The organism is Chromobacterium fluminis, from assembly GCF_011602385.1.
Taxonomy (GTDB): domain Bacteria; phylum Pseudomonadota; class Gammaproteobacteria; order Burkholderiales; family Chromobacteriaceae; genus Chromobacterium; species Chromobacterium fluminis.
Genome location: NZ_JAAOMA010000014.1, coordinates 1 through 23,899 on the forward strand (window position 1 = coordinate 1; position 23,899 = coordinate 23,899).

Consider the following 23,899-nt stretch of genomic DNA (forward strand, 5'->3'; position numbering starts at 1 on the left):
AGCCCACCCGCGCCGCCTCCAGCACCGCCACCTGATAACCGCGCTCCGCCAGGTGCAACGCCGCGGACACCCCGGTGTAGCCGGCGCCGATCACGCAGACATCAACCTGCAAAGCCCCTTGCAAGGACGGGCGCTCCGGTGCCGGATTGGCCGAGGCGGCGTAATAAGAGCTCGTATGTTCCTGTCGGGCCGGCGCGTTCATGGCTGTCTCCTTGGCAAAGCGAACGCGTGGCGTCCGTTCATGATTGGTATAAAAATACAATACACGCGCTCATTATATTTAACAACACCTAGGAGAAAGGATGGCTCGCGGCGGTAAAAAGACAACAAAAAAGCCAGCGCGAGCGCTGGCTTTCGGATGAGGCGGAGACCGGATCAGGCTGAGTTTTTCTGAGCCGCCTTGCGTTTGGCGCTCAAATCCAGGCCCGGCAAATCCGCCATGATGTCCGGATGATCCGCCAATTTCTCCACCACGAAATCAACGAACACCCGGGTGCGCGGCGCGATGTGGTCGCGATGCGGGAAGCAGATGTAAATCGAACGCTCCAGCGACACCATATCGGTCAACACCGGCTCCAGCTCGCCGGAACGGATCAGATGCACCACCTCGTGGCCCGGCAACTGGGCCACGCCCATGCCCAGACGCGCCAGCTCGGCCACCGCCTCCATCTCGTTCAAGGTGTAAGTGCCGTTGACCTCCAGCGGAATCCGCTCGCCCTTGCGGTCGAACTCCCACTTGAACAGACGGCCGGAAGTGGGGAACTGGAAATTGATGCAATCGTGGTTGCTCAGTTCCTCCGGAGCGCTCGGGCGGCCATGCAAATCCCAATACCCCGGCGACGCCACCACATACAGCGGCATCTGCGCCAGGTTGCGCGCCACCATGCGGCTATCCGGCATCATGCCGGAACGCACCCCCACATCGTAGCCGTCCTCGATCAAATCGCTGAAGTGGTCGTCCAGGCCGAAGAAGACCCGCACCTTGGGGTAGCGCTCGCAGAACTCGCCCATGATGGGCAAGATGAAACGCCGGCCAAAGGAGTTGGGCATGCTGACCCGCAGATGGCCGGCCGGCTCGTCGCGGCTGGCTTTCAGCTGGTTGATCGCCGAATCCAGATTGTTCACCGGCCCGCGGCACTGGGCGTAGAAACGGCGCCCGTCCTCGGTCAGCGTCAATTGGCGCGTGGTGCGGTTGAACAGGCGAACCTCCAGCTCCTGCTCCAGCCGGGCAATGCTCTGGCTGATAGCGGCCGGCGATACGCCCAGCTTGCGTGCGGCGTCGGAGAAACTGCCGTTTTCCGCCGTGGTCATGAAGACCATCAATGCTTTTAAGGTGTCCATAATCAGGGATGTTCCAGGCTCGGCATCGCCTACCCTTCACGCCCGGACGGACGCCCTGGATTTGACAATGCTGATAACATTATTAAGTAGTATCTCTTTAAAAAGGGTACACCATACCCTTTAATGATTAAAGAAGAACTTGCAAATTGTTGTGAATGCATCTTCATGGACAAATCCACGCCAGGAACAGAACCGACCGCAGCTTCCCCACTGCACCGCTCGCGGAGCGCACTTTGTCATATAGTTTTTACAGCTTGCTTGAAAATACATCGCCCTATTTTCTATGCAATCCAAGTATGCACCTGATTCGGGCTGAATGCCATGAGTTTGTTGCAACAGACTCAATGAAACAGCATCAAGTTGGCAACAATATGCCCCAGGGCCAACGACGGCCGCTCAGAAGCGGCGTTTGCGGTGCGGCGGCATCCCATCCAGCATAAGCCATGCGTCGCCGCAAACAATACGAGAATCGCGCTCAACAACCCGTTTTCACCGGCCTGACAAGCGTCGCCTTCTCCCAAAAGCGCCGCGCTTGATCCGCGTCAAGTTATCGCCACCTCGGCCACACAGACCATAAAACACAATTTATAGTGGCCTCCATTCGATAACTTCACTAGATATAGAAATGAGCACAGCTTCCGCGCCCACCGCCATGGTGGATGCCATCTCCGCGATCGACGAATATCTGGACCGGGCCGACTGGCGGGTCAACGCCAACGCCAACCAGGGCTACAGCTTGGGCGGCCTGATCCTCAACATCGCCGGCAAACTCACCGCCAATTACTGGCTGGAGCGGGTGCTGGCGCCGGAAGTTGCCATTGCCCACCGCCAGGGGGACTTGCACATCCACGATCTGGACATGCTGTCCGGCTACTGCGCCGGCTGGTCGCTGCGCACCCTGTTGCAAAATGGCTTCAACGGCATTCCCGGCAAAGTCGAATCCGCGCCGCCGCGCCACCTATCCTCCGCCTGCGGCCAAATCGTCAATTTCCTCGGCACCCTTCAAAACGAGTGGGCCGGCGCCCAAGCCTTTAGTTCCTTCGACACCTACCTGGCTCCCTTCGTCAAGAAAGACGAACTGAGCTACGCCGACGTGCGCCAGTGCGTCCAGGAACTGATCTACAACCTCAACGTGCCCAGCCGCTGGGGCACCCAGACCCCATTCACCAATCTGACCTTCGACTGGATCTGCCCGGACGACGTCGCCGAGCAGATTCCGGTGCTGGGCGGAGAGGAAATGCCGTTCCGCTACGGCGATTGCGCGCGCGAAATGGCGATGATCAACCGCGCCTACATCGAAGTGATGCTGGCCGGCGACGCCAAGGGCCGCTCCTTCACTTTCCCCATCCCCACCTACAACATCACCCGCGACTTCGACTGGCACGGCGAAAACACCGATCTCTTGTTTGAAATGACCGCCAAATACGGCCTGCCCTATTTCCAGAACTTCGTGAACTCCGACCTGGAGCCGCAGATGGTGCGCAGTATGTGCTGCCGGCTGCAATTGGACTTGCGGGAACTGCTCAAGCGCGGCAACGGCCTGTTCGGCAGCGCCGAGCAAACCGGCTCCGTCGGCGTGATCACCCTCAACTGCGCGCGTCTGGGCCACCGCTTTGCCGGCGACTACGCCGCGCTGCTGGCCGAAACCGACCGCTTGCTGGAACTGTCCCGCGACGCGCTGGAGAAAAAGCGCAGCGAAGTGCAAACTCGCATCGACGACGGCCTCTATCCCTACACCCGTCACTTCCTGGGCTCGCTGCGCAATCATTTCAGCACCATAGGCGTCAACGGCATCAATGAAATGATCCGCAACTTCAGCGGGGACCGCATCGACATCACCAGCGAGGAAGGCCACCAACTGGCCTGCGACTACCTGGATCACATCCGCCAGCGCATGGTGGAGTTCCAGGAAAGCACCGGCCACCTGTACAACCTGGAAGCCACCCCGGCGGAAGGGACCACCTACCGCTTCGCCAAGGAAGACCGAAAACGCTATCCCGACATCTTGCAAGCCGGCAGCGACGCTCATCCTTATTACACCAACTCCAGCCAATTGCCGGTGGGCTTCACCGACGATCCCTTCGAAGCCCTGCAACGCCAGGAGTTGCTGCAACGAAAATACACCGGCGGCACCGTGCTACACCTTTATATGACCGAGGCGGTCAGCAGCGCCGACGCCTGCCGCGAACTGGTGCGGCGCGCGCTGTCCCGCTTCCGCCTGCCCTATATCACAGTGACCCCCACCTTCTCGATCTGCCCCAAACACGGCTATCTGTCCGGTCACCACGAATTCTGCCCGCGCTGCGACGCGGAACTGCTGGCGCGCCAGTCTTCATAAGCCCTTAAGAAAGGAAAGCCCATGACTCCTCCCACCCGCATCCCCGGCCAAGACGCCGCCCCGCTCAATGACGAACAGCGCACCCGCTGCGAAATCTGGACCCGCGTAATGGGTTATCACCGCCCGGTGCAGTCTTTCAATATCGGCAAACGCGGAGAATTCGACGAACGGGTCTGCTTCAGTGAACACACCGCCCGCTGACCCCGCAGCAGCCCGCATCGGCGGGCTGACGCCGTTCTCCAGCTGCGACTGGCCGGGCAAACTGTGCGCCGTGGTCTTCCTAGCCGGCTGCCCCTGGCGTTGCGGCTATTGCCACAATCCCCACCTGCTGCGGCGCCAAAACGGCGAAACCCGCTGGCCGGACATTCTGCATTGGCTGCAAAGCCGGACCGGCCTGCTCGACGGCGTGGTGTTCTCCGGCGGCGAACCGCTGCAGGAACCGGCGTTGCCGGCGCTGCTGGAACAGACCCGCGCGCTGGGCTTCGCCACCGGCCTGCACACCGGCGGCGCCTATCCACAGCGCCTGCGGCGGGTGCTGCCGTTGCTGGATTGGGTCGGCCTGGACATCAAGACCGATTTCGGCGCCTATCCGGCGCTAACCGGCTTGCCCCGCAGCGGCGAGCAGACCGAGACCTCGCTGCACTGTTTGTTGCAAAACAACAGCAATTTTGAATGTCGCAGCAGCATACATCCGCACTGGCACAATGAGATCCAACTGGCCGCGCTGGCGCGGCGGCTGGCGGCGCTGGGCGTCGCCGACTATCACTGGCAGCAACTGCGTCCGCCGCCCTCCTTCGCCCTGCCTCCGGCCCCGGCCGACTGGCCCGCGCCGCAGCTGATAGAAGAGATCGCGCCTTTGTTCCAGCACTTCAGTTATCGGGAACACTGACAGAAGGTCCAGTTTTCCAAGCTTGTCCCGGCGTCTTCCTTATGACGCCCCAACTTCCCGCCTAGTTTGTCCCCCGCCAAATAGCACCAAATAAGTCATTGATCAATATAATTATTTCTACTTACGGATTTTTGGACAGGCAATTTGTTATAATGTCGGCGACGAATGCAACAGTCGCTGTTCTTGGCACCAGAACAAGGAGTTAGCGCTTCCCATGCCTTTTGCATGTGGGCTACTATCCAGCAGCGTAAAACCACAAGATCAAGAAAGATTTGCTCATGGTCATCTCAAATTCCGCGATAGCACGGCCGCTGCCCAGCGGCTTGTCCGCGAGTCAGCAATGGACGTTGCTGGAATGGATTCACCTTGCCGGACAAATCGAAACCGAAGCCGAGCTCAGGGGGTTTCTGGACATGTTGCTCAGCCAGGCGCCTTCCGAGCACATGGTGCTGGCGCTGGGGCGCATCAACCAGCACCAGCAGATTCAGCGGCTGGAGCGGGTCTTGAATGTCAGCTATCCCACGGAATGGCTGAAGCATTACATGGAGGAAAACTACGCCCAGCACGATCCCATCTTGAAGATCCATCTGGGCAGCGGACCGGTGCAGTGGCAAGAGCGCTTCAGCCGTGCCAAGGGCAAGGAAGAACGCAAGTTCATCGCCGAGGCCGCCACCGTAGGATTGGAAAGCGGCGTCACCTTCAGCGCCGCCTCCAAACGCAATAATCTGGGTTGCATTTTCTCCGTCAGCGGCAAAGACGCCAGCTCCGACCCCAATCTGGTCGCCATGCTGGAATGTCTGACGCCCCACTTGCACCAGGCTGCGGTGCGCATCGCCAATCTGGCCCCGGCCACACCCAGTTCCATGCCGCTATCGCAGCGTGAATACGATATTTTCCACTGGATGAGCCGCGGCAAGACCAATTGGGAAATCGCCACCATCCTGGACATCAGCGAACGAACGGTGAAGTTCCACGTCGCCAACGTCATCCGCAAGCTGAACGCCAACAATCGCACTCACGCCATCGTGCTGGGCATGCACTTGTTGCCGCCTCCCGGACTCCAGGTCAGCGATTAGCTGCGGGCCGGCCAGCTTAAGCCCACGCGGGAGCATGCGCACGGTCGTATTCCAACCAGGAACGGACGCACTCTCTTGGCGCAGCGACTTCCCGTCGCAGCGACTTGATGAACTCCGGATCAGCCTGCTCCCAGTCAAAGCAGCCCGCAACCGACATCACTCCGCCGTCCAGCGGTCTTGGCACGCCCACCGGCTGTATCGGAAACCCCATTCGGGACAGATGCCGATAAAAAGACGGCTCCACCACGAAATAAAGCCAGCGCACCTCGTTGGCGCGCGACCACTCCCATAAGCTCAGATACAACAAGCGCGCAATCGCTCTCGTCTCACGGCTGGAAATCGTCTTGCCCACCGCGAAGCGAGTGATTTCCCCACAACCCGCGCCTTTGCGGATGCGCTCCCCAGGCGCCAGCAAACGGGCAAACTCCCGCTCGATCATGAAGGGCTGATCGCCTGGCGTGAAACGCGCCGACCCCACCACTTGCTGCTGCGCAATCACCGCCAGATTGTCGGAGAACGCGTCGTAATCATCCAAGTCCAGGCCGTCCGGCCGCGGCGGTACCCAACCCAGTTGCACGCGAAACACCTGGTGGCGGAACTTCAGCAAATCAATTTCATAAGACGTCGCGTTGACCTTCTCCATCTGCAAGCCATCCAACTCCAGTGGAAAGAAATGAGCCATTTTATTTTCTCCAATCATCAAGTTACCGGCACGGGCACTGTAAGAGCAGGACTGAACCGGGAAATCTGACCAAATGGACAGGAGCTGATTTTTAGGAATGTGCTAAGGCCAACGATGGCAAAAAGTCTTTACCCTGGATTTGCCGGGACTTTCGCCGCGCGATTTCTTTTCACAAAAAATACCAAAGACATATTTGAACGCATCACAATGGCTTAACTAAAAATATCCTCACTAAAATCAAAAGTTTGCGTGCCATACCCGGCAGAGGCAAGTGCTCAAGTCATTGAAGCATCAATAGTTTTTCCGAGTTAAAAAGCGAGCCATCCTTAGTTTTTTGCTCTAGAGCAAAGACTCTTAAGGCCGCCATGCCTAAGATCGCCTTTTATTCACCCGTACCCTCATCGTTGCTAAATGACCACAAATTCCCCGCTCTACGCTCCCTTGCAGATAGGGCAACGCGCTCTGCTCCCCATCGTGCAAGGCGGAATGGGCATAGGCGTTTCCGCCAAAAGCCTGGCCGGCCACGTCGCCCGAGAGGGCGCGCTGGGCACCGTGGCCAGCGTCGATCTGCGCCATCTGCACGCCGATCTGGTTGAGCAGTCGCCATACGCGCGCGGTCAGGCCGAACTGGATCGTCTCAACCTGATTGCGCTGGATCGCGAAGTGAAGGGCGCGCTGACCTACGCTCAGGGCCACGGCATGGTGGCGGTCAATGTGATGAAGGCTGTGGCCTCTTATCCGGACTATGTGCGCCAAGCCTGCGAATCCGGCGCAGAAGCGGTGGTGATGGGCGCCGGCCTGCCGCTGGACCTGCCGGAGATGACCTCGGACTTTCCCAAGGTGGCCTTGATCCCCATCCTGTCCGAGGCGCGCGGCATCGGCATCGTGCTCAAGCGCTGGATGAAGAAGGGACGGCTGCCGGACGCCATTGTCATCGAGCACCCCAAACACGCCGGCGGCCATCTGGGCGCGGCCAGCCTCGCCGAACTGGACGCCGAGCGCTTCAGCTTCCAGAAAGTGCTGGACGACACCCGACAGTTGTTCAAAAGCCTGCAACTGGAAAGCGAGCGCATCCCGCTGATCGTCGCCGGCGGCGTCAATAGCTTCGAGAAGATGAAGGCCTGCATCCAGGACTTCGGCGCATCCGCGGTACAGATAGGCACCGCCTTCGCCGTCACCCGCGAGGGCGACGCGCACGACAACTTCAAGCGCACGCTGGCGGAGGCCAAGCCGGAAGACATAGCCGAATTCATGAGCGTGGCCGGCCTTCCGGCGCGCGGGGTGCTGACGCCCTTCCTGAAAAGCTATCTGAAGCGCGAGGCCATCTTGCAGGCCAACGCCAAGGCCGACCCGGCGCGCTGCACTCAAAGCCTCAATTGCCTGAGCGCCTGCGGCCTGCGCGACGGCGTGGCCAAGATGGGCCAGTTCTGCATCGACCTCAAACTCGCGGCGGCCTTCCGCGGCGAAGTGAGCAAGGGGCTTTTTTTCCGAGGCGCCGATCCGCTGCCTTTCGGCGACGCGATGCGCAGCGTCAACGAAACCATCCGCTATTTCCTGACCGGGGAGAAACCGGCCGATCTCGCCGGCGCCTGAACGCCTGTTCAAAGTCTCGCGAGCAAGGACGAGACAAGGCGAAAACAGCTTCAAGCCTGTAGGCAAACAAGACAAAGCCCCGCAAAGCGGGGCTTTATCAATTCAACCAGACATGTCGGACGGCTTGGCACTAGACTCTCAGAACGCCGGGATCACCGCGCCCTGGTACTTGCTCTCGATGAACTTGCGCGCTTCCGGGCTGGCCAGCGCGGCGGCCAGCTTCTTCACGCCCACGCTGTCCTTGTTGTCGGCCCGCGCCACCAGTAGGTTGGCGTAGGGCGAGGTGGTCTCGATGAACAAGGCGTCGCGCTTGGGATTGAGTTTGGCTTCCAGCGCGTAGTTGGCGTTGATCAGCGCCAGATCCACCTGCGGCAGCACGCGCGGCAGCGTGGCGGCTTCCAGTTCCTTGATCTTCACCTGCTTGGCGTTGGACGCGATGTCTTTCACCATCGGGTACAGATTGTTGCGGTCCTTCAATTTGATCACGCCGCCCTGATCCAGCAGCAGCAAAGCGCGGCCGGCGTTGGTCGGATCGTTGGGGATGGCCACAGTCGCACCCTTGGGCAGGTCCGCCACTTTCTTGAACTTGCTGGAGTAAGCGCCGAACGGTTCGATGTGCACCGGCTTGCTGGCCACGACCAGCTTGGTGCCGCGATCCTTGTTGAACTTGTCCAGATAGGGAATGTGCTGGAAGAAGTTGGCGTCCAACCGCTTCTCGGACACTTGCAGATTGGGCTGCACGTAGTCGTTGAACACCTTCACCTCCAGCTTGACCCCTTGCTTGGCCAGGGTGGGCTTCAAGGCTTCCAGGATTTCCGCGTGCGGCACCGGAGACGCGGCCACGGTGACGGTCACCAGGTCGGCGGCCAGCGCCTGCGCGCCCCACAGCGCGGCGACGGCGGTAAAGGCGAAGCGAGCGATATTCTTTTTCATGATGCGATTTCCTCTATTCAACACAGTGTTGGGTTCAAATCTCTTGGGTTTTCGATGCTGCTGAGCGCCAAGCGCTCAGCCGCGTTGACAGCGCAGCACCAGCCGGTCGCCAAAGCTCTGGATCAACTGCACCAGCAAGAGCAGCAACACCACGGTCACCACCATCACCTCGGTCTGAAAACGCTGATAGCCGTAGCGCACCGCCAAATCTCCCAGGCCGCCGCCGCCGATGACGCCGGACATCGCGGTGTAGGACACCAGCGCCACCGTGGTCACCGTCGCCGCGCCCACCAGGCCCGGCAAGGCCTCCGGCAGCAGTACATGGCGCACGATCTGGCCCAGGCTGGCGCCCATGGACTGGCTGGCCTCGATCACCCCCCGGTCCACTTCGCGCAGCACGTTTTCCACCAGTCGAGCGAAAAAGGGCGACGCGCCGGCCACCAGCGGCGGAATCGCGCCCGCCACCCCTATCGAAGTACCCACCAGCTTCAGCGTCAGCGGGATCATCACGATCAGCAAAATCACGAAGGGCAAGGAGCGGAACACATTGACCAGGAAGGACAGCGTGGCGTACAAGCGCGGCCGCGACAGCAATTGCCCCGGCGAGCTAACGTACAGCACCACGCCCAGCGGCAGGCCGAACAGCACGGTGAACAGCAACGAGGCGCCCAGCATGGTCAGCGTGTCCAAGGTGGCCTGGCCTATTTCCAGCCAGTCCATGCTCAATAATTGGGCCCAGTCGAAACCTTCCATCACAGCACCTCGCAACGCACGCCATGACTGGCGAATAATTCAGGCAGGCTCTCCAGCGGAGCCTTCGACTCGATCACGCCGGCCACCAATTGGCCAAACGGCGTGCCCTTGATCTCGGACAGCGTGCCGCTGACCAGGTTGAAGCGGGCGCCCGCCTCCTTGCCCACTACATCCAGCACCGGCTGCAAGGTGGGATCGCCGACGAAGGTCAGCTTGATCAGCGGCGCGCCCACGCGCTGTTGCCAGGTCTGGCGCGCTTCTTCGTGATACAAGCCGGTTTCCGCCAATAGCCCGCGGGTCACCTCGTGCCGCGGGTGCAGAAACACGTCCAGCACCGGCCCCTGCTCCACCACGCGGCCGTGGTCCAGCACCGCCACCTGATCGCACAATTGGCGGATCACGCGCATCTCATGGGTGATCAACACAATGGTCAGGCCAAGCTGGCGGTTGATGTCGGCCAGCAGGGTCAGGATGGAATCCGTGGTTTCAGGGTCCAGCGCCGAGGTCGCCTCGTCGCACAGCAAGAGTTCGGGGTGATTGGCCAGCGCCCGGGCGATGCCGACGCGCTGCTTCTGGCCGCCGGACAATTGCGCCGGGTATTTGTCGCGATGCCCGGATAGCCCCACCAAGGCCAGCAGTTCTTCGACGCGAGCGTCCATATCGGCCGCGGACACGCCGCCGGCCAACTCCAGCGGAAAGCGCACATTGCCCGCCACGGTGCGCGACTTCAACAAATTGAAATGCTGAAACACCATGCCGATGCGCTGACGGCGCAATTGCAATTGCCGGCTGTCCAGCGCGGTCAAATCCGTGTCGCCCAAGCGCACCGCGCCGCGGTCCGGGCGCTCCAGCAGGTTCAGGCAACGCACCAAGGTGCTCTTGCCCGCGCCGGAACGGCCGATGATGCCGAACACCTCGCCCTTGGCCACCTTCAGGCTGACGTCAGCCAAGGCCGGCACTTCGCGCCCGTCCACCCAGTAATGTTTGTATAAATTCTCTATTTCAATCATGCCTTGCCTCTGAATCCCGTCATCCGTCAACGCCACTGCCTGACGATTGCGAACCAGTCTATAAGCAAGTCAAATAAAACCTAAAGAACTATAAATTTAATCATTTATTCAAATTAGAAATATGAATGACAAATCACCGCGGAATTGACCCCGCTCACCCCCGTCCCCGGGGATTTTTGCTACATTGTGTCTTTGCTTGCCAACCGAATACAGCACGTCATGACCGCCTTTACCAGCTGCAACCCCGCCACAGGAGAAGTCGTCTACACCCGCGCCGCCTGGCCGGAATCCCAACTGCCCGCCGCCCTGGCGCAGCTGCGCCAGGGCCAGCGCCATTGGCGCGAGCTGAGCGTGGCCGAGCGCGCCGCGCAACTGCTGCGTCTGGCCGACCAACTGCAGGCCCATCGCGAAGAACTGGCCGGCCTGGTCACGCTGGAGGTGGGCAAACGCACGGCGGAATGCCTGGCGGAAATCGACAAATCCGCCCAGTTGATCCGTTACTACGCTCAATTGGCGCCGGAGCTGCTGGCTTCGCTGGACATCCCCACCCAGGCCAGCCGCAGCGGCGTGGCCTTCGAGCCGCTGGGCACGGTGCTGGCGGTGATGCCGTGGAATTATCCGATCTGGCAGGTGCTGCGCTTCGCGGTGCCGGCGCTGATGGCCGGCAACGCCTGCCTGGTGAAGCCGGCGCCGTCGGTGCCGCAATCCACTCAGCGTCTGCTGGAGTTGGCGCGCGCCGCCGGCTTGGCGGTGCTGGACGTGGCCTGGATAGATCATGATCAAGTGGAAGAGGCCATCCGCCAGTGCGACGCGGTGGCCTTCACCGGCTCCACTCAAACCGGGCGCGCCATCGCGGCGCTGGCCGGCCGCCATCTGAAAAAGACCGTGCTGGAGTTGGGCGGCAGCAATCCCTTCATCGTGCTGGCCGACGCCGACGTCGCCGCCGCGGCTCAGGACGCGGCCAACTCCCGCTTCCGCGACGCGGGCCAGAGCTGCAATGCGGCCAAGCGCATGATCGTGGTGCCGGAAATCGCCGAAGCCTTCATTGACGCCTTCTGCGCCGAAGCCGCCAAACTGCGCGCCGGCGACCCGCGCCACCCGGCCACCACCTTGTCGCCGCTGACCCGCGCCGATCTGCGCGAAGCGCTGCACGCTCAGGTGCTGGACGCCGTCGCTCACGGCGCCGAGCTGCGGCTGGGCGGGCAGATGCCGGCCAGCCCCGGCTTCTTCTATCCGGCCACGGTGCTGGACCGGGTCAACTCGGACTGCCGCGTCTACCACGAGGAAGTATTCGGCCCGGTAGCCGGCATTTTGCGCGCGCGCGACGAGGCCGACGCGCTGCGGCTGGCCAACGATACCCCCTTCGGCCTGGGGGCCAGCATCTACAGCGCGGACAAGGAGCGCGCCTGGACGCTGGCGCGCCAAATAGAAGCCGGCAGCGTGTTCATCAACCGCCACACCAGCTCGGACTTGCGCCTGCCTTTCGGCGGCGTCAAATCCTCAGGCTATGGCCGCGAGCTGTCCGAGTTCGGCCTGTACGAGTTCGTCAACGTCAAAACCTACTGGCAGAAATAAGCCGCCGTCGCAACGGCGGCCGGCGGGCCTTCAGTCTTCCGACGGAAAGCGCGCCAACAGCGCGTCGCGCCGCGCCTGCCATTGCAGCAGGCGCTGCTGCAGAGCAAGCAAGGCTTCGTCCTGGCGCGCCAACTCCTCCACCAGCTTGCGTTGCTCGCTCAAGGGCGGCACGGGCAGCGGCATTTCCGCCAGCGCCTCGAAGCCGAACTCGGCCCCCTCCACCGCCGCGCCCAGCCGTTCCAGGCAAAAGCGCCACCCTTCCGACTGCCGGTAGCACTCCAGGAAAGCCGGCAAGATCCGAGCTTCGTCCAACGCGAAAGCCCTTTGGTCCGCCGCGGCCAGCGTCGGAGCTTCGTCGACGTTGCGCGCCAGCGCGCCCTGATACAAACGGGCCGGATCAAAGGCGAAAGCGTTGGGCGGCAGCGCCGTGCCCAGGCCCTCTCCGGCCCGACGCCAGCCGCCGCCCTCGGTAGCCTCCAACAGTTCGCCCTCGGCGGTGGCCGCCAGCGGCGCGGCCAATTCCCCCAATTTGCACACCTCCCAGTTGCCGGGAACCACCCCCAACGGACTGGGTTTGAACGATTGATGCGGACTCCACTTGCCCATGCGCCGGGTGCCGTAGCCGCGGTTGAGCAAGGCCTGGATGCGGCTGGGACGCAGCTTGCGCTCCGCCGCGTATTGGCTGGACAGCAACTCCAGCTTTTCATCCGTCAAAGCCAGGCAGCCCTCCAGCTCGCCCTCCTCCGCCCGCCAACCCTGCTCTTCCGTGAAGAAGGCCGCCAGCCGCGCGTCCAGCGCCTGCTCCTGCTCTTGCAAGGCGGCCAGCTCAGTGGCCAAGGCCTCGGCGTCCACCACCTCGGCCTCCTCGTCCTGGGCGAAGTAGCGCTGCACGTTCAGATTGCCCCGGTGACCTTGCTTGATCTCGCGCAGCCCCACCAGCCGCAGATAGTCCGGCTCCTCCGTCTCCTGCTCCACCACGACGCGGTAAGCGCGCAGGATATGCTCGATGTCCTCTTGCCGCAGCGTGTTCTGCACCCGGCCGCGGCCGAATTCCTTGCTGGCGTCGACGATGATCACCTTGTTGCGCAGGCCCGCCGGTTTGTTCTTGTTCAACACCACCACGCAGGTGGGCATGCCGGAACCGTAGAACAAGGCCGGCGGCAAGGCGATCACCCCCTCGATGCGGTCGCCGGACTGGCCTTGGCTGCCAAACAGCAGGCCGTTGCGGATGCGGCCCTCGTCGCCGTCGCGGAACAGCACGTCGTGCGGCATCACCAGCGCGGCGCGGCCATCCTCTTTCAAGGTGGCCAATACGTGCTGAACGAAGGCGTAATCGCCGAAACTGCGCGGCGGAATGCCGTAGCCGAAGCGCTTATGCTCGTCCGTCAGCTTCTTGTAGTTGGGCTCGGCGGGACGTTTGCGGCGACGCTTCTTGCCGTCGGCGGGCGGCGGTTCCACCGCCTCGGCCTCAAGCGGCGTCCACCAGTTTTTCACCGTGAACGGCAGTTGTGCCACGATGCGGTCGAAGCGAGGCAGCCAGCCTTCCGGGGTCAGGTGCTTGGGCTCCACCAAGGTGTCCCCCAATTCCAGGCTCATCTCCACGCCGTGGAAATAAGCGCACAGCTTGGCCATCGCCCAGGTGGCCGGCAGTTTTTCCTGGCCGAACAACTCCAGCGCGACCCGGCCGTCCGGCAAGCGGCCGCCCGGCTGCGCGCCCAGCATGCGCCAGGCGTCAAGCAAAGTGCCGGCAGCGCCGCAGCTGGGGTCGTACAGGCTCTGGCCCGGCAGCGGCTCCGCCAGCCGCAGCAGCAACTGGCTGACCGGCGCCGGCGTGGAAAAGGCGCCGCCGCGCTTGCCGGACTCCGCCGCGTAGCGGCGCACCAGCCCTTCGCAGACCTCGCCCAGACGGGACGGCGCTTCCAGATCGGCGTCGCCCAGCTTCAGCGCGCCGATATGGTTCATCAAGGGGTGCAGCACCTCGTCGCTCAAGCGCTTGTGACCCTGATATTGAGCAACGCTGAGTACGCCGGCCAGCGCAGGGTGATGCTCCTCAATGGCGGCCACCGCCTTGTCCAGCGCCTCGCCTATGCCTTTCTTGCGCTCTTGCAGGCCGGGCCAGCGCGCATGCTGCGGATAGACGCCGTATTGTTCCTGCACCACGCCCTCGGCGCGCTTGCGGCTCATGCCCTCGGCCGCCACGCGCGCCTGAACCCGCTCCACAAACACATCGTGCAGGCGCTTGAGCACAAACAGGCCGAACACGTGGTTCTTGTAGTCGTACAGGTCCACTTGCTCGCGCAGCAGTTCCGTGGACGCCCACAGCTCCTGTTCCAACTGGTCCGGGGATAGCAAAGTCATAAGCCAACAACCAAGTTAAATGACAAACCCGGCTATTTTAGCCGCAACGTCGCGCAGCGTCGGCAAAGAATGGTCTCGGCAATAGGGTTCCCTATAGGACAATTCATCTTCATGTCATTCTGCCGTCATCCGCCGCGCCTAGACTGCGGCTCTCCCGCATCGCAACGCACGACATCATCATGACTTTGGCCAAACGCCTGTGGCTGACCATCTTCTTCACCCTCGCCAGCCTGGCGCTGGCCCTCATCCTCACCGGACAGCAGCTGAGCGGCCTAACCCGCGCGGTGGACCGCCACAGCGCACGCCAGCAATTAAGCGCCAGCCTCTACCAGCTCAAAGCCGGCGTGTTGCAGCTGTCGCGGCTGGACCCTCTTCTGCCGGACAGCCCGGCGCGGCTGCGGGACACCAGCCTGGCCGTGGCGCGCCTGACCGGCGACATCGCCGCCGGCCTGCCCGCCAATGAAGCCGCCCCCTTTCGTCAGGCAGTGGGCCGGCTGTGGCAGGACTACGAGCGCAATCTGAGCAGCGCGCTGGCCATCGCCGAGACCGCGCCGCAGGACGCGCTGTCCATTCCAGAACAAGCCTGGCAGCAAAGCCTGCAGCCGCTGGCGACCTTGCTGGACCGCCAACAGGCGCAGGAACAAGGACGGCTGGCCCAGGAAACCGCGCAATTGCAGGACACGCTGCAAGGCCTGGCCTGGCTGACGCTTGGGCCGCTGGCGCTGGCCAGCCTGATAGTGGCGGCAATGCAATTGGCGCTGGCGCGCCGGTTGAAGCGACAGTTGCAGGCGATGGCCGCTTCAGCCGACGCGCTGGGCGAAGGCAATCTGGCGATGCGGCTGCCGGCTCAGGGCCGCGACGAGCTGGCCGCCACCGCCGGCCGCCTGAATCAGTTCCTGAACAAGCTGAACGACTTGCTGCGCCGGGTGGAAGCCGACGCCCGCCGCAGCGGCGGCGACTGCCAGCGCCTGCAATTGCTGACTTTGCAAGTGGCCGACGCCAGCCGCCAGCAAAGCGCCAAGGCCAAGCTGAGCAACGAGGCGGCCCACGCGGTGGCCGACAGCGCCCAAACCGTGGCCGGCCATCTGCAACAGGCGGACGCCAACACCCGACAAGCGGCGGACGATACCGGCCGCGCGCGCGAACTGGGCCGGCTCAACGCCGAAGCGATGCGGACGCTGGCCGACAATATGGGATGCGCGCAAACGGAAATGCGCCAGCTCCAACTCAGCCTGGACGACATCGCCGGCGTCAGCGGACTGATCCGCGACGTGGCCGAGCAAACCAATCTGCTGGCGCTCAACGCCGCGATTGAAGCCGCGCGCGCCGGCGAAAGCGGCCGCGGCTTCGCCGTGGTGGCCGACGAAGTGCGCAAACTGTCGGAACGCACCCGCGCCGCCACCGGCAGCATCTTCGACGCATTGGGCCGCGTGGAGGGCGCCACCGGCTCGCTGCACGCCGCGCTGGAGCAAGCCGGCGACGCCTGCGCCGACAAGCTGGATTCTCAACAGGCGCTGGATCAGGCTCTGCTGCAAGTGGACGCGGGGTTGGAGCGCTTGAATCGCTTGATGGCCGACATCCGCGAGCACAGCGCCGCCCAGGCCCGCGCCGGCGGAGACATCCGCCAGCACGGTCACGAAGTGGCTCACCTCGCCTCTGCCATCGACCAACACATGCAGCAAGCCGCGCCGGTGATGCAGCACCTAGCCGCCGCGGCGCAGGATCTGAATCAGACCCTGAGCTGGTTCCGCATCGACGCGCCGGACGCCGAACCCGCGTCTTCCGCCGAGGCGCCCGATTGGCGGCTGCGGCAACAACCGGCTTAGCCACCGCGCCGGTGTCAATTAGGCAGAAAATTGCCGCCGACTCACTCCTAGAGCATTTATTCCACTAAAAGCCTTGCGATTAGCTTAAACACGCAATAGATCGCCCTTTTGCTCGCCATCTTCAATCTTTTGTCATGTTTGAAATAAGCTAGCGAGTACATTTCGTTACATACCGTAATGAAAAGCAAAGGTAGATTAGCCCCCTCTTATAAAAGAGCACATCAGACCGGGCCCACCCGGCACCCGGGACAAGCTCGCCGGCGCCCTCCGCGCCGGCGCATCCAGCACGCCGTCATTCTCCTTGCCATGCCCTCCGCCTCGGACGGCCGGGCGAGCGCGTCGTGGTCGGAACTTGTCTCCATCGCTTGCCCGCCGCGTCCGGAGCTGACTCCACCGGGCCGTCGGGTTTTCAGAAACTGTTTACGATCTCGCGAGCCAGAGCGGGACAGGGCGAAAGTGGCTTCAGCATTCTGAAGCGGTACTCGCCGTGTGACGCCTCACGACGCACAGCGGATCGTCAGCAGGTTCTTTAGACAGGAGATACCTTTGACACAGCAACACTCCCGCCATATCGGCCCCGTCGCCCTGATGCTGACCGGCCTGGGCTCCATCATCGGCTCCGGCTGGCTGTTCGGCGCCGCCCACGCCGCCCAGATCGCCGGCCCCGCCGCCATCGTCGCCTGGATAGTCGGAATGGTGATCATTCTCTCCATCGCGCTGAGCTACGCGGAACTGGGCGCCATGTTCCCGGAAAGCGGCGGCATGGTGCGTTACGCCCGTTACTCCCACGGCTCCCTGCTCGGCTTCATCGCCGGCTGGGCCAACTGGATCGCCATCGTCTCCGTGATCCCGATCGAGGCCGAGGCTTCGGTGCAATACATGAGCTCCTGGCCATACGCCTGGGCCCAACAACTGTTTTCCAACGGCGAATTGACCCCGCCCGGCCTGATGCTGTCCGCGCTGCTGGTCATCGTCTACTTCATGCTCAACTACTGGGGCGTGCGCCTGTTCGCCAAGGCCAACAGCGCCATCACCATCTTCAAAGTGATCGTGCCCGCGCTGACCGTGGGCGCGCTGATCTACAGCGGCTTCCACCCCGGCAACCTGGGCGGCGACACTCCCGGCGGCTTCGCGCCGTTTGGCTGGGCCAGCGTGATGACGGCGGTGGCCACCAGCGGCATCGTGTTTAGTTTCAACGGCTTCCAAAGCCCGATCAACCTGGCCGGCGAGGCCCGCAACCCGGGAAAGAGCGTGCCCTTCGGCGTGGTGGGCTCCATCCTGCTGGCGGCGGTGATCTATGTGGCGCTGCAAGTGGCCTTCATCGGCGCGCTGTCGCCGGCGGACCTGGCCCACGGCTGGCAGGGCCTGAACTTCAGTTCCCCCTTCGCCCAACTAGCGATGGCGCTGGGCCTGAACTGGCTGATGCTGCTGCTGTACTTCGACGCCTTCGTCAGCCCCAGCGGCACCGGCGCCACCTATATGGCCACCACCTCGCGCATGATTTACGGCATGCAGCGCAACGGCACCATGCCGGAGATCTTCGGCCGCATTCATCCGCTGTACCAAATCCCGCGCCCGGCGATGTGGTTCAACCTGGCGATCTCCTTCGTGTTTCTGTTCTTCTTCCGCGGCTGGGGCACGCTGGCGGCGGTGATCTCGGTGGCTACCGTGATTTCCTACCTGACCGGCCCGATCAGCGTGGCCTCTTTGCGCCGTTGCGCCTCCGACCTGCCGCGCCCGCTGCGCTTGGCCGGCCTGAGCGTGATCGCGCCGTTCGCCTTCGTCTGCGCGTCCCTGGTGCTGTACTGGGCGCGCTGGCCGCTGACCGGCGAGATCATCTTCCTGGTCGTGGCCGCCTTGCCGGTGTACTTCTGGTATCAGGCCCGCGCCGGCTGGCCCGAGTTTGGCCGCGAACTGAAAGGCGCGCTGTGGATGGTGCTCTACCTGCCGACGATGGCGCTGCTGTCCTACATCGGCAGCCATGACTTCGGCGGCATCGGCCTGTTGTCCTACGGCCCCGACATGGCGGTGGTGGCGGTAGTGTCTCTCGCCTTCTACTACTGGGGCGTCAACAGCGGCTGGCGCACGCGTTACCTGGACGCCGAGCACGATGCCCGCGCCGTAGCCGACATGCAAGCCGCCGAGAGCGCGCCGCGCGGCAAGCTGGCCGGCCAGCAAGCCTAAACCTCTCCCGGGTGCCGCTCAGCCGGCTCCCGCCGCGGGCGGCCTCGCGCCGCCCTCGGCTTCCAACTCCTCTCCCAAAGCGTCCAACACCGGCAGAAACGCCCGCAAAGCGGCGCTGCGATACGCGGCCTTGCGCGTCAGAACCGCCGCCGTGCGCGCCGGCAACGGCGTTTGCAATTCCACCGCCCCCAGCTCCGGATGCCGCCGCGTGATCGCCCTCGGCAGAATGGTGGCGCAATCGCTGTGGCGGACGATCTCCATCACCGCGCCGATGCTGTTGGCCTGCGCCGCGATCCGCGGCTTCAGGCCCAGTTCCCGGAAATAGCGATCGATATGGCCGCGAGTGGCGAAATCCGCGCTCAATAGCGCCCAGGACGTCTGCGCCAAAGCCTCGGCGTCCACCGCTTCCGCCTGTCGTCGCCATGGGTGGCCCTCGCCCACCACCACGGCCAGGGTTTCGCTAAACAGCGGCCGCGCGTCTATCTCCGCCGAGCGCGCCTGGTCGAAGGCGATTCCGACATCGATCTCATCCTCCAGCAAGGCCAGCTCGATCGCGTCCAGCGTCGCTTCGCGCACGCCTAGTTCGATGCCGGGGTAGAGGCTGCGCAGCCGCGCCGCCAGCGGCCCCAACAGGTAGCTGGCGAAAGTCGGCGTCATCGCCAGCCGCAAACTGCCGCGCGACAAATCGCCGACATCCCGAGTGGCTCGTCGCGCGGCCTCCAACTCGCGCAACGCGCGGCGTGCGTATTCCAAATAAGCGGCGCCGGCGTCGGTGGGCCGCACCATCCGCCCGCCGCGGTCCAGCAACTGCGCGCCCACCGTCTCTTCCAATTGCTTGATCTGCTGCGACAGCGTGGGCTGCGAAACATGCAGCGCCTCGGCCGCCCGAGTGAAGTTGCCGTGCTCGACAACGGCCTGCAGGTAACGGATATGTCGAAGAATCATGCGCCAAAACTATAGGAAATAATTATGGCAATCATTTTATATCGGTCTTGGACCCTATAGAAAAAAAGCCTCATCCTTGGCGCATCCCTTCCCCGCCAAGGAGCAAGCCATGCAAGCCCTCATCGACGGTTTTCTGAAATTCCAACAGGAAGCCTATCCCCAGCGTTCTGCGCTGTTCCGCCAGCTGGCGGACAGCCAGGCCCCCGGCGCCTTGTTCATCACCTGCTCGGACAGTCGTGTGGTGCCGGAACTGCTGACGCAACAAGAACCCGGCGAGCTATTCGTGATCCGCAACGCCGGCAACATCGTTCCCTGCTACGGGCCGGAACCGGGCGGCGTCACCGCCTCGGTGGAATACGCGGTGGCCGCGCTGGGCGTCGCCGACATTGTGGTCTGCGGCCACTCCGACTGCGGCGCGATGACGGCGATCGCCAACGGTCATTGCCTGGACCATCTGCCAGCGGTGGCCGGCTGGCTGCGCCACGCCGACTCCGCCAAAGTGGTGAACGCGGCGCGCCGGCACGACGACGCCCGCCAGCGGCTGGACGACATGGTGAAAGAAAACGTCGTCGCCCAACTGGCCAACCTCAAGACCCATCCCTCGGTGGCGCTGGCGATGCGCCAGGGCCGGCTGACCCTGCACGGCTGGGTCTACGACATCGAAACCGGCGCCGTCCTGGCCCTGGACCACGCCAGCCAGCGCTTCGTTTCCCTGGCGGATTTTCCGCTGACCCGCGCCGCCTGAAAGCGGCGCGTCTCCCTCAAATCAAAGGATAAGGACTCTCCCATGCAACACTCCAATATCAATCAGGATCTCCGTGTAGAACTGACTGCTCGCGCCCTCGCCGCCAAGGCCTTGAAAGACCTGAGCTGGGAACAAGTCGCCGCCGACACCGGCCTCAGCCTGGCCTATGTCACCGCCGCCGTGCTGGGCCAGCACGCGCTGCCCAAAGCCGCCTCGGAGTTGGTCTGCCAACGGCTGGGCCTGAACGCGGCCGACGCCTTGCAGCTGCAAACCATTCCCTTGCGCGGCAGCATTCCCGGCGGCATTCCCACCGACCCCACCATTTACCGCTTCTATGAAATGATCCAGATCTACGGCACCACGCTGAAGGCGCTGGTGCACGAGAAATTTGGCGACGGCATCATCAGCGCCATCAATTTCAAGCTGGACATCCGCAAAGAGGAAGACCCGGACGGAGGCGAACGCGCGGTGATCACCCTGGACGGCAAGTTCCTGCCCAATAAGCCGTACTAAGAACCTGTTTACGATCTGCTGCGCTGCGGCGATACGGCGTTGAAAATGCCTTCGAAATGCTCATGTACCGTGTGTGCATTCCGCTTTCTCAGCTGTTTTCGCCTTGTCTCGCTCTGGCTCGCGGGATCGTAAACAGACTCTAAAGAAACGTCCCTCAGCCTTTCTAGATTCAAATCCGCTTCACGGATAACGAGGGGCTAGCCCCATTCCGCCCTTCTGCCTAGCGGCGCATCTTGCGCCGCTGTTTTTTTGCCCACGGCAAAACGCCGGCAGAGCTCAAACCGGGCCGACCAAGGCCGCTTGACACCGTTGACGCCGCCCTCTTAGTTTGCAAGTTAACTTTCTCGTGAGCGCAGCTTGCCGCGCCGCAAGCCAATCAGGGGGTCACGCCATGCAAGACGACAAGCCGATCACGAACATCGCCACCCTGGCCATGCTGCTTGCGCTCGCCATCCTGGGTGCCATCATCGGCATCCAATTACTGAGCACCCTGGGCATCACACCGAGCACCTCCATCATCGGCGCGCTGCTGGCGATGCTACTGGCCCGACTGCCCTGGCGCATGTTTCGGCCTTATCGTTCCATCCATACCCAGAACCTGGCGCAGACCGTGATCTCCTCCGCCACCTTCGGCGCCGCCAACAGCCTGCTCATGCCCATCGCCGTGCCTTGGGCCATGGGCATGCCCGAGCTGATCCTGCCAATGTTCTGCGGCGTGGCCGCCGCCATGCTGCTGGACGGCTATCTGCTCTACCGCATGTTCGACACCCGGGTCTTCCCGGCCGGCAACGCCTGGCCGATAGGCACCGCCACCGCCGAGGCCATTCTCGCCGGGGACCGGGGCGGCCGTAACGCCCGCCTGCTGCTGGCCGGCATGGCCACCGGCATCGTCGGCGCGATGCTCAAAATACCGATGGCGGCCTTTGGCACCGCCTTCATCGGCAATATCTGGGCGCTGAGCATGTTCGGCCTGGGCCTGTTGCTGCGCGCCTACTCCGAACCCATCGCCGGCATCGACCTCAACGCCCGCTACCTGCCGCACGGCGTGATGGTGGGCGCCGGCCTGGTCGCCCTATTCCAGGTGGCCGGCGCGATCCGCGGCAAGCAGGCCGATAGCGGTCGCGCCACCACCCCGGACCGCGAGGTGCGCCACGCCTTGGGCCTGGGCGCCGTCGGCTATCTGCTGATCTCCATGCTGCTGGCGCTAGCGGGCGGCCTGTGGAGCGAAATGGCGCTGCCCATGCTGCTGCTGTTCGTGCTCTACGCCGCTTGCGCCGCCTTCGCCCACGAACTGATCGTGGGCATCGCCGCCATGCACTCCGGCTGGTTTCCTGCATTCGCGGTGGCGCTAATCACCTTGATCATCGGCATCTTGCTCGGTTTTCCCCCTTTGGCGCTCTGCCTGTTGACCGGCTTTACCGCCGCCACCGGTCCGGCCTTCGCCGACATGGGCTTCGATCTGAAAGCCGGCTTCATCCTTCGCGGCCATGGCAGCGACCTGCCGGCGGAACAACATGGGCGCCGCATCCAGATGCTCGCCGCCATGGCCGCCTTTGTCATCGCCATCCCGGTCGTCTGGCTGGTCCACTCTGGCTATTTCGCCCAAGACCTGCTGCCGCCCGCGGCGCGGGTGTTCGCCAAGACCATCGCCGCCGGCAGCCAGGCGAACCTGGCCTACTCTCTGGGACTGTGGGCCATTCCCGGCGCCATCATCCAATGGCTAGGCGGCCCTCGCCGCCAACTCGGCGTGCTGCTCTCCACCGGCCTGTTGATCAACAACGCGGCCGCAGGCTGGGCGGTGCTGCTTGGTATCGCCTTGCGCATCTTCATCCGCCGCCGCTGGGGGGAAGCCGCCCGACCATCAATGGAAGTGATCGCCGCCGGCTTCATTGCCGGCGACGCGCTCGCCAGCTTCTTCGGCTCCCTGTTCACAACGCCCGGCAAACGTTAAGGACGGGCTCGCGCTCTCACCGTCAGCGGCGAATGCCAGCAGACACCAAACAAGGAAGCATGACATGAGCTTGCAACAAACCCTACAAGCATTTGAGTTGCTGGATAGCGCCAAAGTGGGCGGCCGGGATATCGTCGAACGATTCGCCGCCGATCCCGGCGTCCGCGCCGTCAGCACGCGCGTCCAGGGCGCCAAGGGTGGCACCGACTTCATCCGCATCGACATCCCCGGCTCCCATGGCAAAAGCGCCGGCGGCGCGGCGCCCACTCTGGGCATCGTCGGCCGCCTGGGCGGCATCGGCGCCCGCCCCGACCGTATCGGTCTGGTGTCAGACGGTGACGGGGCCGTCGCCGCCGTCGCCTGCGCGCTGAAGCTGGCCCTGATGCAGCGCAATGGGGATCAACTGGCGGGCGATGTGGTCATCACCACTCATATCTGTCCCGATGCCCCCATCCTGCCGCGCCAGCCGGTGGACTTCATGGACGCGCCGGTAGACGACGCCACGATGAACCGCTACGAGGTGGCCGCCGAAGCGGACGCCGTGCTGTCGATAGACACCAGCAAGGGCAACCGCATTCTCAACCACAAGGGCTATGCGATCTCGCCCACCGTCAAGGAAGGCTATATCCTGCGCGTGGCCGATGATCTGCTGCGTATCATGGAGCGAAGCAGCGGCCGCCCGGCGGTGACCTTTCCCATCACCACCCAGGACATCACGCCTTACGGCAACGGGGTCTATCATCTGAACAGCATCCTGCAACCCGCCACCGCGACGGCGGCGCCCGTCGTCGGCGTCGCCATCTGCGCTGAAACCGTGGTGCCCGGCAGCGCCACCGGCGCCAGCCATGAGACCGATATCGCGCTGGCGGTGAAATTTGCCGTGGAGGTAGCCAAGGCATTTGGCCGCGGCGGCTGCCAGTTCTACGACGCAAAGGAGTACATCCGCCTGCTGGAGCTGTACGGCAGCCTGCGCCACTTGCAAACCCGTCAGTAGGCGGGGCCCTCAAGAACAAGCTCCACCTCGTTTCCGTGCGGCCAGTCCGACTCGGCGATATTCGCCACCCTAAATCTTGAGCCGATGGTTTTCGCGTTCAATGCGAACGGCTTAGGGTCTGTTCCAAGCCTCGCAAACCAGAGCAAGACCAGGCGAAAACAGCGGAGAAAGCAGAATATAGACGTGGCACATG

The 23,899-nt window shown here is 63.3% G+C and carries 18 protein-coding genes and 2 pseudogenes; 11 read left to right on the plus strand and 9 right to left on the minus strand.

The features are described from left to right. Together HA052_RS11400 and HA052_RS11405 are read right to left on the minus strand one after the other, a co-directional pair. The coding region (locus HA052_RS11400; protein WP_166452042.1) for an FAD-dependent oxidoreductase at positions 1-202 on the minus strand (202 nt) is incomplete at its 3' end. Between the two features lie 173 nt (positions 203-375). After that, positions 376-1,341, minus strand: a complete 966-nt coding sequence (locus HA052_RS11405) for a LysR family transcriptional regulator (RefSeq protein WP_081546388.1) — start codon at positions 1,339-1,341, stop codon at positions 376-378. A 652-nt stretch (positions 1,342-1,993) separates the two neighbouring features. On the opposite strand from HA052_RS11405, the pseudogene HA052_RS11410 reads away from it, so the two are divergent. The 3 genes and pseudogenes from HA052_RS11410 (at position 1,994) to HA052_RS11425 (ending at position 5,644) form a co-directional block, all read left to right on the plus strand. Continuing rightward, positions 1,994-3,880: pseudogene (locus tag HA052_RS11410) on the plus strand (ribonucleoside triphosphate reductase). Further along, positions 3,861-4,568 carry an anaerobic ribonucleoside-triphosphate reductase activating protein gene (locus HA052_RS11420; RefSeq protein WP_166452045.1) on the plus strand — a complete coding sequence of 236 codons (708 nt, stop codon included), beginning with the start codon at positions 3,861-3,863 and terminating at the stop codon, positions 4,566-4,568. The pseudogene HA052_RS11410 and the gene HA052_RS11420 overlap by 20 nt, the downstream one beginning before the upstream one ends. A 278-nt stretch (positions 4,569-4,846) precedes the next feature. Then, positions 4,847-5,644 (plus strand): LuxR family transcriptional regulator, encoded by a 798-nt coding sequence (locus HA052_RS11425; RefSeq protein WP_107797968.1) that lies wholly within the window; start codon positions 4,847-4,849, stop codon positions 5,642-5,644. A gap of 16 nt (positions 5,645-5,660) precedes the next feature. On the opposite strand, the gene HA052_RS11430 is transcribed toward HA052_RS11425, so the two are convergent. After that, positions 5,661-6,326, minus strand: a complete 666-nt coding sequence (locus HA052_RS11430; RefSeq protein WP_166452046.1) for an acyl-homoserine-lactone synthase — start codon at positions 6,324-6,326, stop codon at positions 5,661-5,663. A 411-nt stretch (positions 6,327-6,737) separates the two neighbouring features. On the opposite strand from HA052_RS11430, the gene HA052_RS11435 reads away from it, so the two are divergent. Beyond that, complete coding sequence (locus HA052_RS11435) at positions 6,738-7,919, plus strand: NAD(P)H-dependent flavin oxidoreductase (RefSeq protein ID WP_081546376.1); 1,182 nt, start codon at positions 6,738-6,740, stop codon at positions 7,917-7,919. Between the two features lie 138 nt (positions 7,920-8,057). Here HA052_RS11435 and HA052_RS11440 read toward each other — a convergent pair whose 3' ends face one another. The 4 genes and pseudogenes from HA052_RS11440 to HA052_RS11450 all read right to left on the minus strand — a co-directional run. Continuing rightward, on the minus strand, positions 8,058-8,852 hold the full coding sequence (locus HA052_RS11440) for a MetQ/NlpA family ABC transporter substrate-binding protein (RefSeq protein WP_166452047.1): 795 nt from the start codon (positions 8,850-8,852) through the stop codon (positions 8,058-8,060). A gap of 75 nt (positions 8,853-8,927) precedes the next feature. Next, positions 8,928-9,605: a methionine ABC transporter permease gene (locus tag HA052_RS11445; RefSeq protein ID WP_081546374.1), complete on the minus strand. Its 678-nt coding sequence runs from the start codon at positions 9,603-9,605 to the stop codon at positions 8,928-8,930. Next, entirely contained in the window at positions 9,605-9,907 is a 303-nt protein-coding gene (locus HA052_RS28345; RefSeq protein ID WP_303245933.1) for an NIL domain-containing protein, read from the minus strand. The genes HA052_RS11445 and HA052_RS28345 overlap by 1 nt, the downstream gene beginning before the upstream one ends. After that, positions 9,884-10,615, minus strand: a pseudogene (locus HA052_RS11450) (methionine ABC transporter ATP-binding protein); the annotation flags it as partial. The gene HA052_RS28345 and the pseudogene HA052_RS11450, both read right to left, overlap by 24 nt. Before the next feature lie 219 nt (positions 10,616-10,834). Between HA052_RS11450 and HA052_RS11455 the strand changes: the two are divergent. After that, on the plus strand, positions 10,835-12,190 hold the full coding sequence (locus tag HA052_RS11455; protein ID WP_166452049.1) for an aldehyde dehydrogenase family protein: 1,356 nt from the start codon (positions 10,835-10,837) through the stop codon (positions 12,188-12,190). 30 nt (positions 12,191-12,220) lie between these two features. On the opposite strand, the gene HA052_RS11460 is transcribed toward HA052_RS11455, so the two are convergent. Then, entirely contained in the window at positions 12,221-14,548 is a 2,328-nt protein-coding gene (locus HA052_RS11460; RefSeq protein ID WP_166452050.1) for a type I restriction-modification system subunit M, read from the minus strand. 179 nt (positions 14,549-14,727) lie between these two features. Here HA052_RS11460 and HA052_RS11465 point away from each other — a divergent pair, with 179 nt between their 5' ends. Next, positions 14,728-16,374 (plus strand): methyl-accepting chemotaxis protein, encoded by a 1,647-nt coding sequence (locus HA052_RS11465; protein ID WP_166452051.1) that lies wholly within the window; start codon positions 14,728-14,730, stop codon positions 16,372-16,374. A gap of 546 nt (positions 16,375-16,920) precedes the next feature. Beyond that, positions 16,921-18,558 (plus strand): APC family permease, encoded by a 1,638-nt coding sequence (locus HA052_RS11470; RefSeq protein ID WP_206118876.1) that lies wholly within the window; start codon positions 16,921-16,923, stop codon positions 18,556-18,558. Positions 18,559-18,576: 18 nt separating this feature from the next. Here HA052_RS11470 and cynR read toward each other — a convergent pair whose 3' ends face one another. Then, positions 18,577-19,503 carry a transcriptional regulator CynR gene (gene cynR / locus HA052_RS11475; RefSeq protein WP_166452052.1) on the minus strand — a complete coding sequence of 309 codons (927 nt, stop codon included), beginning with the start codon at positions 19,501-19,503 and terminating at the stop codon, positions 18,577-18,579. A gap of 109 nt (positions 19,504-19,612) precedes the next feature. Here cynR and HA052_RS11480 point away from each other — a divergent pair, with 109 nt between their 5' ends. The 4 genes from HA052_RS11480 to HA052_RS11495 all read left to right on the plus strand — a co-directional run bounded on the left by HA052_RS11480 (position 19,613) and on the right by HA052_RS11495 (position 23,706). Beyond that, positions 19,613-20,248: a carbonic anhydrase gene (locus HA052_RS11480; RefSeq protein ID WP_081546362.1), complete on the plus strand. Its 636-nt coding sequence runs from the start codon at positions 19,613-19,615 to the stop codon at positions 20,246-20,248. Positions 20,249-20,290: 42 nt separating this feature from the next. After that, positions 20,291-20,761 carry a cyanase gene (gene cynS, locus HA052_RS11485; RefSeq protein WP_081546360.1) on the plus strand — a complete coding sequence of 157 codons (471 nt, stop codon included), beginning with the start codon at positions 20,291-20,293 and terminating at the stop codon, positions 20,759-20,761. Between the two features lie 391 nt (positions 20,762-21,152). Next, a complete protein-coding gene (locus tag HA052_RS11490) occupies positions 21,153-22,712 on the plus strand; it encodes an OPT/YSL family transporter (protein ID WP_166452053.1) in 1,560 nt (519 codons plus the stop codon). Between the two features lie 64 nt (positions 22,713-22,776). Further along, positions 22,777-23,706, plus strand: coding sequence for a DUF1177 domain-containing protein (locus HA052_RS11495; RefSeq protein ID WP_166452054.1), 930 nt, complete (start codon positions 22,777-22,779; stop codon positions 23,704-23,706). The last annotated feature ends 193 nt before the right edge of the window (positions 23,707-23,899 follow it).

Bases quoted from the DNA above. Each gene is read 5' to 3' on its own strand.
- HA052_RS11425 (WP_107797968.1), top strand. From the start codon at position 4,847: ATGGTCATCTCAAATTCCGCGATAGCACGGCCGCTGCCCAGCGGCTTG.
- HA052_RS11435 (WP_081546376.1), top strand. From the start codon at position 6,738: ATGACCACAAATTCCCCGCTCTACGCTCCCTTGCAGATAGGGCAACGC.
- HA052_RS11455 (WP_166452049.1), top strand. From the start codon at position 10,835: ATGACCGCCTTTACCAGCTGCAACCCCGCCACAGGAGAAGTCGTCTAC.
- HA052_RS11405 (WP_081546388.1), bottom strand. From the start codon at position 1,341: ATGGACACCTTAAAAGCATTGATGGTCTTCATGACCACGGCGGAAAAC.
- HA052_RS11430 (WP_166452046.1), bottom strand. From the start codon at position 6,326: ATGGCTCATTTCTTTCCACTGGAGTTGGATGGCTTGCAGATGGAGAAG.
- HA052_RS11460 (WP_166452050.1), bottom strand. From the start codon at position 14,548: ATGACTTTGCTATCCCCGGACCAGTTGGAACAGGAGCTGTGGGCGTCC.
- HA052_RS11490 (WP_166452053.1), top strand. From the start codon at position 21,153: ATGCAAGACGACAAGCCGATCACGAACATCGCCACCCTGGCCATGCTG.
- HA052_RS11445 (WP_081546374.1), bottom strand. From the start codon at position 9,605: ATGGAAGGTTTCGACTGGGCCCAATTATTGAGCATGGACTGGCTGGAA.
- HA052_RS11480 (WP_081546362.1), top strand. From the start codon at position 19,613: ATGCAAGCCCTCATCGACGGTTTTCTGAAATTCCAACAGGAAGCCTAT.
- cynS (WP_081546360.1), top strand. From the start codon at position 20,291: ATGCAACACTCCAATATCAATCAGGATCTCCGTGTAGAACTGACTGCT.
- cynR (WP_166452052.1), bottom strand. From the start codon at position 19,503: ATGATTCTTCGACATATCCGTTACCTGCAGGCCGTTGTCGAGCACGGC.
- HA052_RS11495 (WP_166452054.1), top strand. From the start codon at position 22,777: ATGAGCTTGCAACAAACCCTACAAGCATTTGAGTTGCTGGATAGCGCC.
- HA052_RS11440 (WP_166452047.1), bottom strand. From the start codon at position 8,852: ATGAAAAAGAATATCGCTCGCTTCGCCTTTACCGCCGTCGCCGCGCTG.
- HA052_RS11465 (WP_166452051.1), top strand. From the start codon at position 14,728: ATGACTTTGGCCAAACGCCTGTGGCTGACCATCTTCTTCACCCTCGCC.